The sequence below is a fragment of the Halobacillus shinanisalinarum genome, from assembly GCF_022919835.1.
Classification (GTDB): domain Bacteria; phylum Bacillota; class Bacilli; order Bacillales; family Halobacillaceae; genus Halobacillus_A; species Halobacillus_A shinanisalinarum.
Genome location: NZ_CP095074.1, coordinates 2,508,906 through 2,525,137, shown reverse-complemented (window position 1 = coordinate 2,525,137; position 16,232 = coordinate 2,508,906). Strand labels below are relative to the sequence as shown.

Annotated in this window: 19 protein-coding genes and 2 other annotated features; all 19 genes read right to left on the bottom strand. The window is 42.3% G+C overall.

The features are described from left to right. Window positions 1-265: 265 nt before the first annotated feature. A complete protein-coding gene (locus tag MUO14_RS12475) occupies window positions 266-889 on the bottom strand; it encodes a class I SAM-dependent methyltransferase (protein ID WP_244751028.1) in 624 nt (207 codons plus the stop codon). Window positions 890-1,006: 117 nt separating this feature from the next. Continuing rightward, entirely contained in the window at window positions 1,007-1,372 is a 366-nt protein-coding gene (rplL, locus tag MUO14_RS12470; RefSeq protein ID WP_244751027.1) for a 50S ribosomal protein L7/L12, read from the bottom strand. 58 nt (window positions 1,373-1,430) lie between these two features. Beyond that, the gene (rplJ, locus tag MUO14_RS12465; RefSeq protein WP_244751026.1) at window positions 1,431-1,931 is read right to left on the bottom strand and encodes a 50S ribosomal protein L10; all 501 of its coding nucleotides are present in this window, start codon (window positions 1,929-1,931) and stop codon (window positions 1,431-1,433) included. Window positions 1,932-1,988: 57 nt separating this feature from the next. Next, window positions 1,989-2,129 (bottom strand) — a sequence feature (ribosomal protein L10 leader region). Between the two features lie 53 nt (window positions 2,130-2,182). Further along, window positions 2,183-2,878, bottom strand: coding sequence for a 50S ribosomal protein L1 (gene rplA, locus MUO14_RS12460; protein WP_244751025.1), 696 nt, complete (start codon window positions 2,876-2,878; stop codon window positions 2,183-2,185). Window positions 2,879-2,993: 115 nt separating this feature from the next. After that, window positions 2,994-3,419 carry a 50S ribosomal protein L11 gene (gene rplK / locus MUO14_RS12455; protein ID WP_244751024.1) on the bottom strand — a complete coding sequence of 142 codons (426 nt, stop codon included), beginning with the start codon at window positions 3,417-3,419 and terminating at the stop codon, window positions 2,994-2,996. A gap of 150 nt (window positions 3,420-3,569) precedes the next feature. Continuing rightward, the gene (gene nusG / locus MUO14_RS12450) at window positions 3,570-4,106 is read right to left on the bottom strand and encodes a transcription termination/antitermination protein NusG (RefSeq protein ID WP_244751023.1); all 537 of its coding nucleotides are present in this window, start codon (window positions 4,104-4,106) and stop codon (window positions 3,570-3,572) included. Between the two features lie 131 nt (window positions 4,107-4,237). Next, a complete protein-coding gene (secE, locus tag MUO14_RS12445) occupies window positions 4,238-4,411 on the bottom strand; it encodes a preprotein translocase subunit SecE (RefSeq protein WP_244751022.1) in 174 nt (57 codons plus the stop codon). Between the two features lie 38 nt (window positions 4,412-4,449). Continuing rightward, entirely contained in the window at window positions 4,450-4,599 is a 150-nt protein-coding gene (gene rpmG / locus MUO14_RS12440) for a 50S ribosomal protein L33 (protein WP_244751021.1), read from the bottom strand. A gap of 77 nt (window positions 4,600-4,676) precedes the next feature. Beyond that, window positions 4,677-5,333 (bottom strand): RNA polymerase sporulation sigma factor SigH, encoded by a 657-nt coding sequence (gene sigH, locus MUO14_RS12435; RefSeq protein ID WP_244751020.1) that lies wholly within the window; start codon window positions 5,331-5,333, stop codon window positions 4,677-4,679. A 77-nt stretch (window positions 5,334-5,410) separates the two neighbouring features. Beyond that, window positions 5,411-5,920, bottom strand: a complete 510-nt coding sequence (locus MUO14_RS12430) for an NYN domain-containing protein (protein WP_244751019.1) — start codon at window positions 5,918-5,920, stop codon at window positions 5,411-5,413. Window positions 5,921-5,922: 2 nt separating this feature from the next. Further along, on the bottom strand, window positions 5,923-6,666 hold the full coding sequence (gene rlmB / locus MUO14_RS12425; RefSeq protein ID WP_244751018.1) for a 23S rRNA (guanosine(2251)-2'-O)-methyltransferase RlmB: 744 nt from the start codon (window positions 6,664-6,666) through the stop codon (window positions 5,923-5,925). Then, complete coding sequence (locus tag MUO14_RS12420; RefSeq protein WP_244751017.1) at window positions 6,659-7,069, bottom strand: Mini-ribonuclease 3; 411 nt, start codon at window positions 7,067-7,069, stop codon at window positions 6,659-6,661. Before MUO14_RS12420 ends, rlmB begins: the two co-directional genes overlap by 8 nt. 4 nt (window positions 7,070-7,073) lie before the next feature. Continuing rightward, complete coding sequence (gene cysS / locus MUO14_RS12415) at window positions 7,074-8,474, bottom strand: cysteine--tRNA ligase (RefSeq protein WP_244751016.1); 1,401 nt, start codon at window positions 8,472-8,474, stop codon at window positions 7,074-7,076. Continuing rightward, complete coding sequence (gene cysE / locus MUO14_RS12410; protein WP_244751015.1) at window positions 8,464-9,126, bottom strand: serine O-acetyltransferase; 663 nt, start codon at window positions 9,124-9,126, stop codon at window positions 8,464-8,466. The genes cysS and cysE overlap by 11 nt, the downstream gene beginning before the upstream one ends. 108 nt (window positions 9,127-9,234) lie before the next feature. Then, window positions 9,235-9,450, bottom strand: a binding site (T-box leader). Between the two features lie 44 nt (window positions 9,451-9,494). After that, entirely contained in the window at window positions 9,495-10,964 is a 1,470-nt protein-coding gene (gltX, locus tag MUO14_RS12405; protein WP_244751014.1) for a glutamate--tRNA ligase, read from the bottom strand. A gap of 69 nt (window positions 10,965-11,033) precedes the next feature. After that, window positions 11,034-12,224, bottom strand: coding sequence for a bifunctional 2-C-methyl-D-erythritol 4-phosphate cytidylyltransferase/2-C-methyl-D-erythritol 2,4-cyclodiphosphate synthase (locus tag MUO14_RS12400; RefSeq protein WP_255822111.1), 1,191 nt, complete (start codon window positions 12,222-12,224; stop codon window positions 11,034-11,036). 158 nt (window positions 12,225-12,382) lie between these two features. Then, window positions 12,383-13,492: a PIN/TRAM domain-containing protein gene (locus MUO14_RS12395; RefSeq protein ID WP_244751013.1), complete on the bottom strand. Its 1,110-nt coding sequence runs from the start codon at window positions 13,490-13,492 to the stop codon at window positions 12,383-12,385. A 154-nt stretch (window positions 13,493-13,646) separates the two neighbouring features. Further along, the gene (disA, locus tag MUO14_RS12390; RefSeq protein ID WP_244751012.1) at window positions 13,647-14,720 is read right to left on the bottom strand and encodes a DNA integrity scanning diadenylate cyclase DisA; all 1,074 of its coding nucleotides are present in this window, start codon (window positions 14,718-14,720) and stop codon (window positions 13,647-13,649) included. After that, complete coding sequence (gene radA, locus MUO14_RS12385; RefSeq protein ID WP_244751011.1) at window positions 14,721-16,097, bottom strand: DNA repair protein RadA; 1,377 nt, start codon at window positions 16,095-16,097, stop codon at window positions 14,721-14,723. Window positions 16,098-16,232: the final 135 nt, after the last annotated feature.

Here is a 16,232-nt window from a genome sequence, read left to right as displayed (position 1 = left end):
TATAACGAAAAAAGGGTTCGGCAAAGACATGCCGAACAGGCTTGCGGTTGATCTTGCCACAAGCACTATTGTAAACATCCTTGTAAGCGGATGGTGTTTCTTCATTTCTCTCTAACGTTAGACAAAAAGGAAAAAGGGTTTTCAACCAAAAACCTCATTTCATTTTGCATGTTCGATTTACCATTCTATCCTTCTATCAAAAATTTATTCAATTTAATGAAAAAAGGACTTGACAACACAAAGGTCATATTGGCATTTTTCAATACTAGCACAAATCAATAGAGCGGTCAAACTTTTTTGCTTTCAATATATAGTAGCCCTTTTGCTTCACGATGACTTCTACATTACCGAACCATTCCTTCAGCTTCTCTTTGGCTGAAGGAGCACCTTGTTTCTTTTGAATGACAACCCATAGTTCACCTTGATCCACAAGGGCTTCATGTGCATCTTCAAACATAGCGTGTACCGTTCTCTTTCCAGCACGGATCGGCGGGTTCGTTAAGATTGCAGCAAACTGGTTCTCTTTAATGCTAGAGAAGCGATCACTCTCTTTAATTGACACGTTTTCTAGTTGATTTTGTACGGCATTCTTTCTTGACAGCTCTAAAGCTCGCTCGTTCACATCGACCAGCCATACGTGACGTTCACTTAAATCCTTGGCTAACGATAAACCGATTGGCCCGTATCCGCATCCAAGATCAAGCAAGTCTCCATCAACAACCGGCACTTCAAACGTCTCAATGAGAAGCCGTGAACCAAAGTCTACTTCTCCTTTAGAAAAAACAGCATGGTCTGTTGTAAAAGTTAAAGACGTTCCCCTTAACAAAAATGACCATGTACGTTCATCACTCTTAGCGTTTGTTTTCTTTGAATAATAATGCTCAGACATACGGAACACCTTCTTTTGACGGTAGATAGAGCTTTCAAAGACTCTGTTTCACTGTAGGATAAAAGAAGATAAAGAAAGCTCGCCGATAGTCAGCGAGCTTTACTTAAACAGGTACGATTACTTAACTTCTACAGAAGCGCCAGCCTCTTCAAGCTTAGATTTCACTTCTTCAGCTTCTTCTTTAGCTACGCCTTCTTTAATAGCACCAGGTGCATTGTCAACTAGATCTTTTGCATCTTTAAGGCCAAGACCAGTGATTTCGCGAACCGCTTTAACAACTTTAATTTTAGAGCTTCCAGCAGATTCTAGTACTACATCAAATTCAGTTTGTTCTTCTTCAGCTTCGCCACCCGCAGCAGCACCGCCAGCTGCAACTGGAGCTGCAGCAGATACACCAAATTCTTCTTCAATTGCTTTAACTAGGTCGTTAAGCTCAAGAACGGACATCTCTTTGATCGCTTCGATAATTTGTTCATTAGACATGAGAAATTTCCTCCTTAGATTTTATATAATAATTTATTTTGCAAAAACGAACGCTGACTTACGCGCTTTCTTCTTCTTTTTGATCGGCAATTGCTTTTGTAGCGTAAGCGAAGTTGCGAATAGGTGCTTGAAGCACGCTTAGGAACATAGATACAAGACCTTCGTAGTTTGGAAGGGTTGCAAGTTCTTTGATTTGTTCAAGAGTCGCTACTTGTCCTTCAATCACGCCGCCTTTAAGTTCAAGATTATCGTGATCTTTGGCAAAGTTATTAAGAATTCTTGCTGGGGATACAGCGTCATCCTCACTAAACGCAAGAGCTGTAGGTCCAACTAGAACCTCCTCAAGTTCTGCAAGCTCAGCATCTCGTACAGCACGGCGAGTCATTGTGTTTTTGTACACTTTGAAGTCTACACCAGCTTCACGAAGCTGCATACGAAGTTCTGTTACTTCTGCTACATCAAGACCGCGGTAATCTACAAGTACTGCAGATTTACTGTTACGAAACTTGTCAGCAATTTCAGCAACAACCTGCTGTTTCTGCTCGATAATTTTGCTCATCGTTCCACCTCCTATTGACTTATCATCATACCGCTTCTGGTGCCAAGGTCTATAAAAGGTTGACACAAAAAAGTACCCCCACTAGACATGGAGGTACGTATGTCAGAACAGGATCCTGTCCTGTCTATTCACACACCTCGGTAGGAAAATTAAGCGATTGATCGCACCTACTGTCTACGGTATAACGTAATCGATTTATACAACATTTCTAATTATAAAAAACTAGAAACGGAAAGTCAACATTTAAATTATTACTTAACGTAGTTTGAAACGTCAACTTTGATGCCAGGTCCCATTGTTGAAGAAACGGCTGCATTACGCATGTAAACCCCTTTAGCAGCTTGAGGTTTAGCTTTTACCAACGCTTCTGTGATTGCATCGAAGTTTTCTTTAAGCTTCTCTGCATCAAAAGAAGACTTACCAATTGGCACATGAATGTTAGCCGCTTTGTCGACGCGGTATTCTACTTTACCTGCTTTGATTTCGTTTACCGCTTTCTCTACTTCAAACGTAACGGTTCCTGTTTTAGGGTTTGGCATAAGCCCTTTAGGTCCTAGGACTCGACCAAGTTTACCAACTTCAGCCATCATGTCAGGAGTAGCGACAACGACATCAAACTCAAACCAACCTTGATTAATTTTGTTAATAAGGTCCTGTTCTCCAACGTAGTCTGCACCAGCAGCTTCTGCTTCCTTCGCTTTATCACCTTTAGCGAAAACAAGAACGCTTTGTGTTTTACCAGTACCGTGTGGAAGCACCATAGCTCCACGAATTTGTTGGTCCGCTTTCTTAGGATCAACACCTAGACGGAAAGCAGCTTCAACGGTTTCATCAAAGTTTGCTTTAGATGTTTCTTTTACAAGACTAATTGCTTCTTGTGCATCGTATGATTTCGTACGATCAACAAGTTTAAGAAGTTCTTGTTGTTTCTTCGTTTTTTTAGCCATTTTATTTCCTCCTTGTTGTGGTTTTAACGGATTAACCTCCCACGAATAAAGGTTGCGATAGCAAGGAAATTTCCTTTCTCGCAACCTTTAACTCCATCAGAGTGACGCTGTGGGATTAGTCTTCAACTGTGATTCCCATACTGCGCGCTGTACCTTCAACCATGCGCATTGCAGCCTCAACGTCAGCAGCATTTAAGTCAGGCATTTTCGTTTCCGCGATTTCGCGAACTTGATCACGCTTAACGGCAGCTACCTTGTTACGGTTCGGCTCGCCTGAACCTGATTCGATACCTGCTGCTTTCTTAAGAAGAACGGCAGCTGGCGGAGTTTTTGTAACAAATGTAAATGAACGGTCTTCAAAAACCGAGATTTCAACCGGAATAATCATACCCGCTTGATCTTGCGTTTTAGCGTTAAACTCCTTACAGAAACCCATGATATTGATACCTGCTTGACCTAGCGCCGGTCCTACTGGCGGTGCTGGGTTAGCTTTACCTGCTGGGATCTGAAGCTTAACAACCTTAATAACTTTTTTAGCCACGAGACACACCTCCTTAAAGTCCGTGATGTGGTAATAGGGTTTACCCCTCCCACTCATCTCAAATATGCATCAACGCCCCTTTTAAGAGGCACATAAAGAACATAAAAATTTTAGCATCTATTAAAACATAATGCAAGAGGGAACAATAATTTATAGTTTCTCAATCTGAGAAAAATCTAATTCCACCGGTGTTTCCCGACCAAACATATTGACGTGAACCTTCACCTTTTGCTTGTCTACATCGATATGTTCAATTGACCCCGTGAAGTTTGCGAAAGGACCTTCCGTAACCTTCACACTTTCTTTCACCTCAAAGTCTACCTCTGCAGGTACGGGCTTGTCCATACCCATGCGCTTAAGCACCGTTTCCACTTCTTCAGGCAAGAGAGGGATTGGTTTAGAACCAGAACCAGTAGACCCAACGAATCCAGTGACACCTGGTGTATTACGAACCACATACCAAGAATCATCCGTCATCACCATTTCAGCTAGTACATAACCAGGAAAAACTTTTTTCTTGGCGACTTTACGCTTTCCATTCTTAATTTCAGTTTCTTCGTCTTCAGGGACAAGAACGCGGAAGATCTTATCCTCCATTCCCATAGATTCGACACGTTTCTCTAAATTGGCTCTTACTTTGTTTTCATAACCTGAATAGGTGTGAACCACATACCATCTTTTTTCCATTCATACAGGACAAGTGGCTTGCCCTTCCCTCCCTTATCGAAAGTATTTAAATTAGTCCAACATAAAAAACCCGTTAAACGGGTTTTTGTTGCAAGGCTATTATATATTATATCACAGTTTAGACTGTACTATTATTTAGAAATGAGTTCAAGTACCTGAGAGATTCCTAGATCAACGACTGCAAAAAACACAGCAACGAAAGCTACGGTTCCTAAAACGGTGATGGTGTACCTCGTAAGTTCGTGCCCTTTAGGCCAGCTTACCTTACGCATTTCACGAGCAACGTTCTTGAAGAATTTAAACATGTGACACTACCTCCAAACTTATGCCTGCCGGCTTCATCCTATTTCGTTTCACGATGCAGTGTATGAGTTTTACACGTTTTGCAAAACTTACGAACCTCTAAACGCTCAGATTGATTTGATCGATTTTTATGAGTACTATAATTGCGACTTTGACATTGTACGCAAGCTAGAATAATTTTCGTAGTCATCGTTAGTATCACCTCACACTAGAGGTTTAATCACTTTCATAAATGTAGCACGCTTTCATGTGCGTGTCAATTATACTTCAAAGCGTAATTTCGCTCACTTCCAAGTACTTTTCTAGTTTTCTTTTGACACGCTGGAGAGCGTTATCGATGGACTTTACATGGCGTTTCAACTCAACAGAAATTTCCTGATAGGACTGCCCATCCAAATATAGCGCGAGCACCTTTTGCTCTAATTCGCTTAATAATTCAGAGATTTTTTCTTCCATATCGCCGAACTTTTCTTTGTTAACCATAAGTTCTTGTGGGTCGATCGCCTTAGAACCAGCGATAACATCTAATAGTGTACGATCGGATTCTTCATCAAAAATAGGTTTATCTAAGGAAACATAGGAATTAAGTGGAATGTGTTTTTGTCTTGTGGCGGTCTTAATTGCGGTAATAATTTGACGGGTAACACACAATTCTGCGAAAGCTTTAAACGAAGATAATTTGTCCTCTTGATAGTCACGAATGGCCTTATACAGGCCGATCATCCCTTCTTGGACGATGTCTTCTCGATCTGCACCAATAAGAAAATAAGTTCGAGCTTTTGCGCGAACGAAATTCTTGTATTTATTAATTAAATAATCCAAAGCCTGAATCTCTCCCTGGTTAATTCGTTCAATGATTACTTCATCATCCAGTTTGTCAAGATCCAGCTCCTTGATGCCTGCCTCAGTTTGTCCGATGCTCACTCAGGATCCCTCCGACATGGTACGTAAATATAGAAATATTATACAGTAAGCGCTTCAGAAACGTCAACATCTCTTGGTTATTTATCCCCTCTGCGCCACTTCTCAAAAATATCACGTATCTCCTTATTTATCGGAATCTTAGGCTGATATTGAACCCTCTTATGGGATTCTACATCTTTTTTTATTTCGCTTTGAATATTCGCCACTTCGATGTGTAACTCCCTTGCTGATTTCCTAAAAGCCCCTTGGGCAAAAATTGTGCGCTGTTCTGCATAATCTGAAGTAGCAACGTAAACTTTTGTCCGCACATCTGTTAAATTTCCAGCAAGTTTTTCGATCCGTTCATCAGCTGTTTCGTTTTCTTTTGTATAAATCACTTCTACCTTAAAATTGTTTTGCTTCTTTCCAAGCCCTCTCACATGATACGCATCAAATACAATAATCACACGGTCACCAGTGTAGGCCTGGTATTCGGCCATCCGTTCGATCAAAAGATCCCTGGCCTGGCTAAGGTCTCGATCCTTTAAACCTTTAAGCTCCGGCCAGGCTCCAATGATGTTATACCCATCGACTAGTAAGACTACCATCGCTACTCACCAACAGGGTGACGTTTTCTATAAACTTCATACATCAATAGGGAAGCAGCAACCGACGCATTCAAGGAGGTGACTTGTCCAGCCATAGGCAGACGCACCATCCAGTCACACTTCTCCTTCGTTAGGCGGCTCATCCCCTTCCCTTCACTACCGATGACAAGAGCGATGGCCATGTTTCCATCCATTTGCCGGTAATCCTCTGTGCCCTCAGCATCTGTTCCAACCACCCAAACGAACCGCTCCTTCAGTTCATCTATCGTACGGGAAAGATTAGTTACACGGGCTACGGGGATATATTCAATCGCCCCAGTGGACGTTTTGGCTACCGTAGTTGTTAAACCAACAGACCTGCGCTTAGGAATAATGACGCCATGTGCTCCGCTCGCATCTGCCGTTCGTAAAATCGATCCTAAGTTGTGAGGGTCTTCAATCTCATCTAAAATAATGAAAAAAGGGGTCTCCCCTTTGTCTTCAGCTCGGGCGAACAAATCATCGATATCACTGTATTCATAAGCAGCCACAGCAGCAGCTACCCCTTGGTGATTTCCATCAACAAGCTGATCAATCTTTTTCTTTGGGACACGCTGGACAATGATGCCGTTTTCTTTGGCAAGCTGTTCGAGCTTCTTTAAAGCCTGATGCTGAAGCTGATCTGAGGCGAGCACTTTGTTGATTGAACGTCCTGACCTTAACGCTTCCTGTACACTGTTCTTGCCGATAATCCATTCATCATTCATCGCTTTCGCTCCTTTCTTCAACGAGATCAATGGCACTCGCTATCAGTTCATTCAGACGCTCCTCATGACCTGCTAAATAATGATAGCCAAGAACTGCTTCAAATGCCGTTGAGTAGCGATAGGTTTGCACGTTCGTATTCTTCGGCACGGATCCAGACTTTGCGTTGCGGCCACGCCTGAGTACGCCTGCCTCTTCTTCGGTTAAAAAATCCCCATCTTGCCATGCTTGTACGACTTTCGCCTGTGATTTAGCTGACACAAACCTAACAGCCGCCTTATGCAGTTCCTGTGGTTTAATTTCACCTTTTTCAAGTAAGTGCTTGCGGACATATAATTCGTAAACCCCGTCTCCCATATAGGCGAGAGCGAGGCTTTTCATTTGTTTCACATTCGTTAACGCCATCCCGTCAGTCCCGCTTCCAACGTGTACCTTGGGACGTGTCCTCGAGGATAATGTTGCGATCCTTCAACTCATCACGAATCTGGTCCGCGCGTTCAAAGTTGCGATCCTTACGAGCCTGTTTGCGTTCAGCAATTAACGCATCCACTTCTTCATCCAGCAATTCGATCTCTTGGGCAACCTGAAGCCCTAGAACTCCCGCCAACTCTTTCAATGCTTGTTCGTAACCCTCAAGCACCGCTTCATTCGTCTGATCTGACTGTAAATAAAGGTTCGCTGATTTTGTTAAATCAAACAACACGGAGATCGCGTTAGCTGTATTAAAGTCATCATCCATTTCGGCAATGAACTGCTGTTTATGCTGTTCAATTTGTTCCATCCACGAAGCCGTATCTTCTTGTAGATTCATACTAGATTGCTTGCGGTGTTGAACGTTTTCATATGCATTACGGATTCGATCAAAGCTGTTTTTGGCCCCTGCTAAAAGCTCATCACTAAAGTTAATCGGGTGGCGGTATTGTACACTTAGCATAAAGAAACGGATCACCTGCGGGTCATGTTTCTGAACAAGATCATGAGCGAGGACAAAGTTCCCTAGAGACTTAGACATTTTTTCATTTTCAATATTTATATACCCATTATGCATCCAGTAACGGGCAAAGGATTCACCGTTATTTGCTTCAGACTGGGCAATTTCATTTTCGTGGTGAGGAAACGTTAAATCTTGCCCTCCTGCATGGATATCGATCGTGTCCCCTAAATACTTTTGAGCCATAGCGGAGCACTCAATATGCCAGCCTGGGCGTCCTTTCCCCCAAGGACTTTCCCAGGAAATTTCTTCAGATTTCGCCTCTTTCCAGAGAGTGAAGTCAAGTGGATTTTCTTTCTTTTCCCCCACTTCAATCCGTGCCCCTGAACGAAGCTCATCAATCGATTGGTGAGACAGCTTCCCGTATTCATCAAAAGAACGGGTGCGGAAATAAACATCCCCCTCTGACTCATAAGCAAAACCTTTCTCTATTAACCCTTTAATAAAGGTAATAATTTCCTCCATGTTATCCGTTACCCGAGGGTGGTGTACGGCTTCTTTCACACCCAGTGCACTGACATCTTCTTTATATGCCTCAATGAAGCGGTTAGCGATGTCTGGCACCTCTTCCCCCATTTCATTTGCTGCTTTGATTAATTTATCATCAACATCTGTAAAGTTGAGCACGTACTCGACCTCATAGCCTCGATATTCGAAATACCTACGCACTGTATCAAATACGATAGCTGGGCGAGCGTTACCGATATGAATATAGTTATAAACGGTCGGGCCGCAAACATACATTTTCACTTTTCCCTCTTCCAGCGGTTGAAAAGCTTCTTTTGTTCTTGTTAGTGTGTTGTAAACGTTAATGCTCATTATGCTTGACTCCTTCCGCCTCATCTACTTGATTACGCAAATATTCGATTTCTTTTTCCAGTTGATCAAGTCGATCATACACCGGATCAGGAAGTTTATGATGGTCGAGGTCCTTTTTGCCGATTTTCTTTCCATCTTGAACAACGACGTGACCTGGGATACCGACAACGGTTGAATTATCGGGCACTTCATGCAGCACGACTGAACCTGCCCCGACTTTAGAATTTTCCCCAATCGTGATCGATCCTAATACCTTCGCTCCTGTGGCAACGAGGGAGTTATCCTTAAGAGTCGGATGTCGTTTTCCTTTCTCTTTCCCTGTTCCGCCTAACGTTACGCCTTGAAATAACGTCACATTATCGCCTATTTCACATGTTTCACCAATCACAACCCCCATTCCATGGTCGATAAAGAAACGACGACCGATTTTAGCGCCTGGATGGATTTCAATACCCGTGAAAAAACGACTGACTTGAGAAATGACTCGGGCAATAAAGAAAAATTTCCGCTTATAAAAAGCATGGGCTATTCGATGTGCCCATATCGCGTGCAAACCGGAGTATGTCAAAATGACTTCTACGTAAGAACGAGCTGCCGGATCCTGATCAAAGACTACATCAACATCCTCTTTAAACATTTTCATAAGCCCCATTTCTTGCCCCTCCTTTATATTAAAAAGCATGTGTGGGTATGCCTTTTGTAACTAACTACCTTTAAAATTTTTTCCTTAAATAAAAAACGCGTCTCTGTGCTCTATTAGCACAGAGACGCGTTACGCGCGGTTCCACTCTGTTTTGGGATTTGTTGTCATCCCCACTTAGTCCTGATAACGGCAGGTACCGCTGCAAGCCTACTTCGTTCGGCCACAGACTCCAAGGTGCATTTCAGAAGTACGTCCTTAAAATCACTTTCAGCCAAAGGTGATTCTCTCTGCATAAGGGTCTGACTCCTTACTTCTCCTCTTCAACGTTTCCTATAGGTATCTTTACTATATGATAAAAGATTGTGTTTGTGAATCGTTTAGGCTTGAAGCTGATTTAAAGCATCGTTCAAACGAATCGTGACCGTTTCAATACCTAGAAGGTGGATGGCATCAGGCAGCTCTGGACCGTGGGTTTGACCAGTTGTTGCTACACGAATCGGCATAAACAACTTCTTCCCTTTATGGCCTGTTTCTTTTTGAGTTGCTTTAATTTGAGCCTTGATGTTTGCAGGCGAGAAATCTTCAAGTTCCATAAGCTTCGTTTTATAAGTGTCCAATACTTCTGGAACTTGATCTCCCTGGAGTACTTCCATTGCTGCTTCATCATACTGAATTTCTTTTTTGAAAAAGAGTTCCGTTAGCTCAACGATTTCAGCACCATAATTCAATTGCTCTTTGTAGAGACTAATAAGCTCACGAGCCCAAGCTCGGTCACCCTCAGACATATTTTCAGACAAACGACCTGCTTCAACAAGATGAGGGAGGGTCAACTCAACAACTTGGTCAAAATCTGATGCCTTCACATATTGATTGTTCATCCATTTTAGTTTTGCCGGATCAAAGATCGCAGGGGACGTTGACAAGCGATTTGCATCAAATTGTTCAATAAGCTGTTCTTGTGTGAAAATTTCTTCCTCTCCTACAGGGGACCAGCCTAGCAGAGTAATAAAATTGAATAGCGCTTCAGGTAAATACCCCAGCTTGTTATATTGTTCAATGAATTGCAGGATATGCTCATCACGTTTACTTAGCTTCTTACGGTCTTCATTTAAAATAAGTGTCATGTGGCCAAATGTTGGCGGCTCCCAGCCTAATGCATCATATACCATCATTTGCTTCGGCGTATTAGAGATGTGCTCTTCACCACGAAGCACGTGGGTGATCTCCATTAAATGATCATCGATAGCAACAGCAAAGTTGTAAGTCGGCGTACCATTTTTCTTCACAATAACCCAGTCGCCGAAATCACTCGATTCGAAGGAGATATCCGCTCGTACGAGATCGTTAAATTTATAAGTTTTGTTTTGTGGTACACGAATACGTATACTTGGCTGACGGCCTTCCGCTTCGAATTGCTTAATCTGTTCTTCTGATAAATCACTGTGAGCGCCAGAGTATTTAGGTACTTCTCCCCGAGCACGCTGAGCTTCCCGCTCTGCGTCAAGTTCTTCTTCCGTCATGTAACATTTATAAGCATGTCCTTTTTCAAGAAGTTCATCTACATATTCTTTATATAAATCAAGACGTTCCATTTGGCGGTATGGACCATAATCACCGCCGACATCAGCACCTTCGTCCCATTCAATTCCGAGCCATTTTAAATAGTTCAGCTGGCTTTGTTCGCCACCTTCTACATTTCGCTTTGCATCTGTATCCTCTACACGAATAATGAACTTACCTCCAGCATTTCTTGCAAAAAGGTAATTAAATAAAGCAGTTCGGGCGTTACCAATGTGAAGATTTCCTGTTGGACTTGGCGCATAGCGCACGCGTACTTCGTTCGTCATACATTTGTTCTCCTTTCCAAATTCCCGTTAAACCGAGCGTAATTCTTTTCTTATTCTATCACTTTTCACCTAAGATTGTTGACTATTTTGCAGAAGAATAACGGCCTGGGCGGCTATCCCTTCTTTTCTTCCAGGGAAACCAAGCTTCTCCGTTGTTGTCGCTTTCACATTTATACGTGATTGTTCTGCTGTAAGTAAACGTGCAATAGTCTCGCGAATGTCATCAATATAAGGTGCCATTTTTGGTGCTTCTGCGATTACTGTACAATCAAGATTTCCTAATTCATAGCCTTGTTCGTTAACAATATTCCATACATGCTTCAACAGTTGCCCAGAGTCGGCATCTTTGAATTCGGGATCCGTATCTGGAAAATGTTTGCCGATATCCCCTTCTCCAATTGCTCCAAGACAAGCGTCGGCAATCGTATGCAGTAACACATCAGCATCAGAGTGACCGATCAGCCCCTTTTCATGGGGGATCTCAATACCGCCAATAATGCATTTACGTCCTTCTGCTAATTGATGCACATCAAATCCTTGACCTATTCGAAACATAGCCTGATCCTCTGCCTTTCCTGTTTGATTCCGGCCTGCATAAGCCTCTGCCTTTGCTAAATCTTCCGGAGTTGTTAACTTAATATTGTCATAGCTTCCTTCAACGATCTCCACCTGCTTCCCTAAACGCTCTACCAGAGAAGCATCATCCGTACCGTCATATTTTTCAATTCGTGCCTGTTCATGAGCCTCCAAGATTAATGGATAGTCAAAGCCTTGCGGGGTCTGAGCAGCCCACAACAACTTTCTATTAAGCGTCTGCAGATACCCTTCGTTTTTTCGCTTAATCGTATCCGTCACCGGTACAGCTAGCAAAGCTGCTCCGTTATCACGCACGGCATCCGCCAGCTTATGTAAATTCTCATGTTTTACAAAAGGGCGGGCCCCATCATGAATAAATACAGGAAGGTGTGTTTGCTGAATTGTTTGCAAGCCTGCATAAACACTGTCCTGTCGCTCTGCCCCACCATTTACCAAGGAAACTGCCGATGCAAAGTCATATGCCTTGATAAGCTGTCTCATTTGTTTGTGCTCGCGTTCATTTGTTACAAGTATAATTTCCTTACAGCAGCGATCTGATACAAATATCGTAAGTGTATGTATAATTAACGGTTTACTATCAATCATTAAGAACTGCTTATTCTTACCAGCAAGCATCCTCTTCCCCTGCCCGGCAGCTAGAATAATGGCTGTATAATTCGTCATTTTTACCATCCTAATTAAGAAAAGCGCAAAATAGATGACCCTAATTTTAAAGGATACTAGAATCCCTAATGCGCAAAAACTTAATATTTTTGTTGAAATAACAAAAGCGATAACATACTGTTATCACTTTTGTTTTTCTCTATTTGTTTATACCTTTTTTATAAAGCTTTTTCAAGTGATTTTGGCTTAGCAAAAATCATACGACCCGCAGATGTTTGAAGGACGCTAGTCACGACAACCTCAATCGTCCTGCCAATGTACTCCTTCCCTTCCTCAACTACAATCATCGTTCCATCATCTAGGTAGCCAATACCCTGCTTTTGTTCTTTCCCGTCCTTAATAATCTGAATCGTCATCTCTTCACCAGGAAGAACGACAGGCTTAACCGCATTCGCTAAATCATTAATGTTGAGAACTTGGACGTTTTGGAATTCACATACTTTATTAAGGTTGAAGTCATTTGTAACCACAATGCCGTCCATAACTTTAGCAAGCTTCACAAGCTTACTGTCCACTTCCTGAATCTCATCAAAATCCCCTTCATAAATCTCTACCTTTACAGGTAAATCCTTTTGGAGACGGTTTAAAATATCTAGTCCACGGCGCCCGCGGTTACGCTTGAGGCCGTCTGAAGAGTCGGCGATATGTTGAAGCTCCTCTAAAACAAACTGAGGAATCACAATCGTCCCCTCAAGAAAGTGGGTTTCACAAATATCAGCAATTCGTCCATCAATGATCACACTTGTATCTAAAATTTTCTCTTTTGGAATCATTGAACGGTCAATAGCTCCCGCTTCTGCAAGTTCTTCTTCACTCACTTTCTTATCTTTCTTATTAGCAATGGTAAGCAAATTCAAGAACTCGTCCTTACGTTTGAACCCTACCTGAAAACCGAAGTAACCTAGCAGGAATGTTATGAAAATCGGTAAGACTTGGTTAACAATTTGAATCTTGATATCTTGTAATATGTTATTGACCAAATAAGCAATGAACAGCCCGACAATTAATCCCAGACTCCCAAATAGCAAATCAGCAACAGGCGCGCGTACGAGGGCATCCTCTACCCACCTTAAAAAATTTACAATGAAATCTACGATCCAAAATGTTAGTAAAAATAAGATTAGTGCTCCTAAAACGGCCCCGACTACGGATTGAATCCAACCTTGCCATGTAATATTCATCAACGTCGAGAGCAATTCAGGAAGATAAAGATAACCAAGCGTTCCCCCGGTTACAACAATAAATAACTGAACAATTCTTCTAAGCACTTCTTTCACCTCCTTGATCACATTATGACCAAAACCACGGATTATTAATCGATAAAAACATAAATGATGGTTCCTAAACTAGCACAAATTCCAAATATAGTCAATTTGTAAAATAATTATTATACCATGAAAACTAACAGTCTGTCAAAATTACTCATATATGCCTATCGACAAATAGTTGCTCCTGAATCCGCTCAAGTCCATCGCGAATCTTTGAAGCTCGAATTTCCCCCACACCATCCACTTCAACCAATTCTTTTACGGAGGCCTGAACAATCTCGTTTAATGTACCAAATCTCCCAACTAAATGTTCGATGATTACAACAGGAAGTCGTGGAATGCGGTGTAATATTCTATACCCCCTCGGATAGATAGGGTCAGTCATTTTTTTAGTGGACGAATAGCCTAGCAGCTTCAGCACCTGTTCATCCGATAATAACTCCGCATTTGCCCCTTCCTGCATTTTCCGCAGGATATAATATGGTTCATAGTCCGGACGCTTGCTATAATCTTTCAATAAAAACTTTGCATCCTCTTCAATATTTGAAACAAGCTCTGTAAGCTGAAGTTGAATTAGGCGGCCTTCTGTTCCAAGCTCGTTCACATAGTTCAAAATTTCTGTTTTAATCCTTAAAACCATTTCGATCCGGTGAACGACCTGAACGACCTCTGAAAAAGATACCATATCTTCAAATTCCATCGCGCCTAAATTCGTCACACTTTGATCTAACACATTTTTATATTTTTCAAGCGTCTGAATTGCCTGATTCGCTTTTGTCAAAATCACACCAATATCTTTAAGTGAATACCGTAAAGGCCCTTTATAAAGAGTAATAACATTTCTCCTCTGGGAAATCGCAATGACCAAATGGCCGGTTTGCTTCGCCACTCGCTCTGCTGTGCGGTGGCGCATACCCGTTTCAGTTGAAAGGATATCGGGATCAGGCATAAGCTGTGCATTGGCATAAAGGATCTTCGCACCCTCATCATTCAAAATTAACGCTCCATCCATTTTTGCCAGTTCATACAAATGAGCGGGGCTGAAACGTGATTGGATATGAAAACCGCCATCCACCAACCCTTGAATCTCATCCCCATACCCCACAACAATAAGTCCACCCGTTTTCGCACGTAATACATTGTCAATACCATCACGAATTGGTGTGCCGGGGGCTACAAATTTAAGAATCTCTCCGATGCCGTTATCATTTGTCTCTTGTAACTCCATTTACCGCTCCCCCAATGTGACCTGCATAGCTTCTTGGACAGTGTTGACACCGATTACCTCAATCCCATGTGGCGGTGTCCAGCCATCTAAGTTCTTCTTTGGAATAATGACGCGTTTAAAACCGAGCTTGTTTGCCTCCTGAACCCGTTGTTCAACACGTGCTACTCTTCTTATCTCACCCGTTAACCCGACTTCACCTACGACTACATCATCACCATTCGAGGCCTGATCACGGAAGCTTGAAGCAATGCTTAAGGCTACTCCCAAATCAATCGCAGGTTCATCCAGCTTGACCCCACCTGCCACCTTTACATAGGCATCCTGATTCTGAAGCAGCAAACCTGCCCGCTTTTCTAATACAGCCATTAATAAAGGCACGCGGTTCGTATCAAGTCCTGTAGCCATCCTTCTAGGGTTTCCATAAGATGTCGGGGAAATTAACGCCTGGATCTCAACTAATACAGGCCTTGTACCTTCCATAGAGGCTACAACAATCGATCCTGCAGCTCCCTGAGACCTCTCCTCAAGAAAAATCTCCGATGGATTCAGAACCTCTTCCAGGCCCTTCTCCTTCATTTCAAAAATTCCCATCTCATGTGTACTGCCAAAACGGTTCTTGACACTACGTAAAATCCGAAAGGTATGATGTCTTTCTCCCTCAAAATAAAGGACGGCATCGACCATATGTTCTAGTAAACGCGGTCCTGCAATTGAGCCCTCTTTTGTCACATGGCCGACAATAAAAATTGGAATACCTTTACTCTTAGCTATTCTCATCAGCTGGCTTGTGCATTCACGAACTTGCGACACACTCCCTGGCGCTGAAGTAACATCCTCCTTAAATATGGTTTGAATGGAGTCAATCACTACAAACTTAGGATCAATCGCCTCTATTTGACTTACCACATCATGTAAATTAGTTTCTGGTAGTACATAGAGCTCTTCAGACTTGATCCCGAGGCGTTCAGCACGCAGCTTCGTTTGACGAGAGGATTCCTCACCTGAAATATACAAAACCGGGAGTTGTTTATTAGCAATTTGTGCGGAAACTTGAAGTAGTAATGTTGATTTCCCGATACCCGGATCGCCACCAATCAAAACCAAAGATCCAGCAACAATACCTCCACCAAGCACTCGGTTTAATTCAGGCATATCTGTAGCAAGACGTGGTTCTTTCTCTGATTTAATCGCTGTAATTTTCTCAGGCTTAGTCGATGACGAAGAATTGGTTTGAAAAACGTGTCTAGAGTTTGAGGCCGTAGCTGATACCTCCTCCACTAGTGTATTCCACTGGTGGCAGCCCGGACATTTCCCCATCCATTTTGGCGTTTCATAACCACATTCCTGACAAACAAATTTTGTCTTTCTCTTTGCCAAGGAAATCGTCCCCTCTCTCTTACTATTTTATACGATAAACATTGTGAAAAAGTTTCATATTGATATCAATTATATTAAACTGCTCTTACTAAGAGCATAGCTGATACAGAAAAAAATCGGAAGGCAAATACCTTC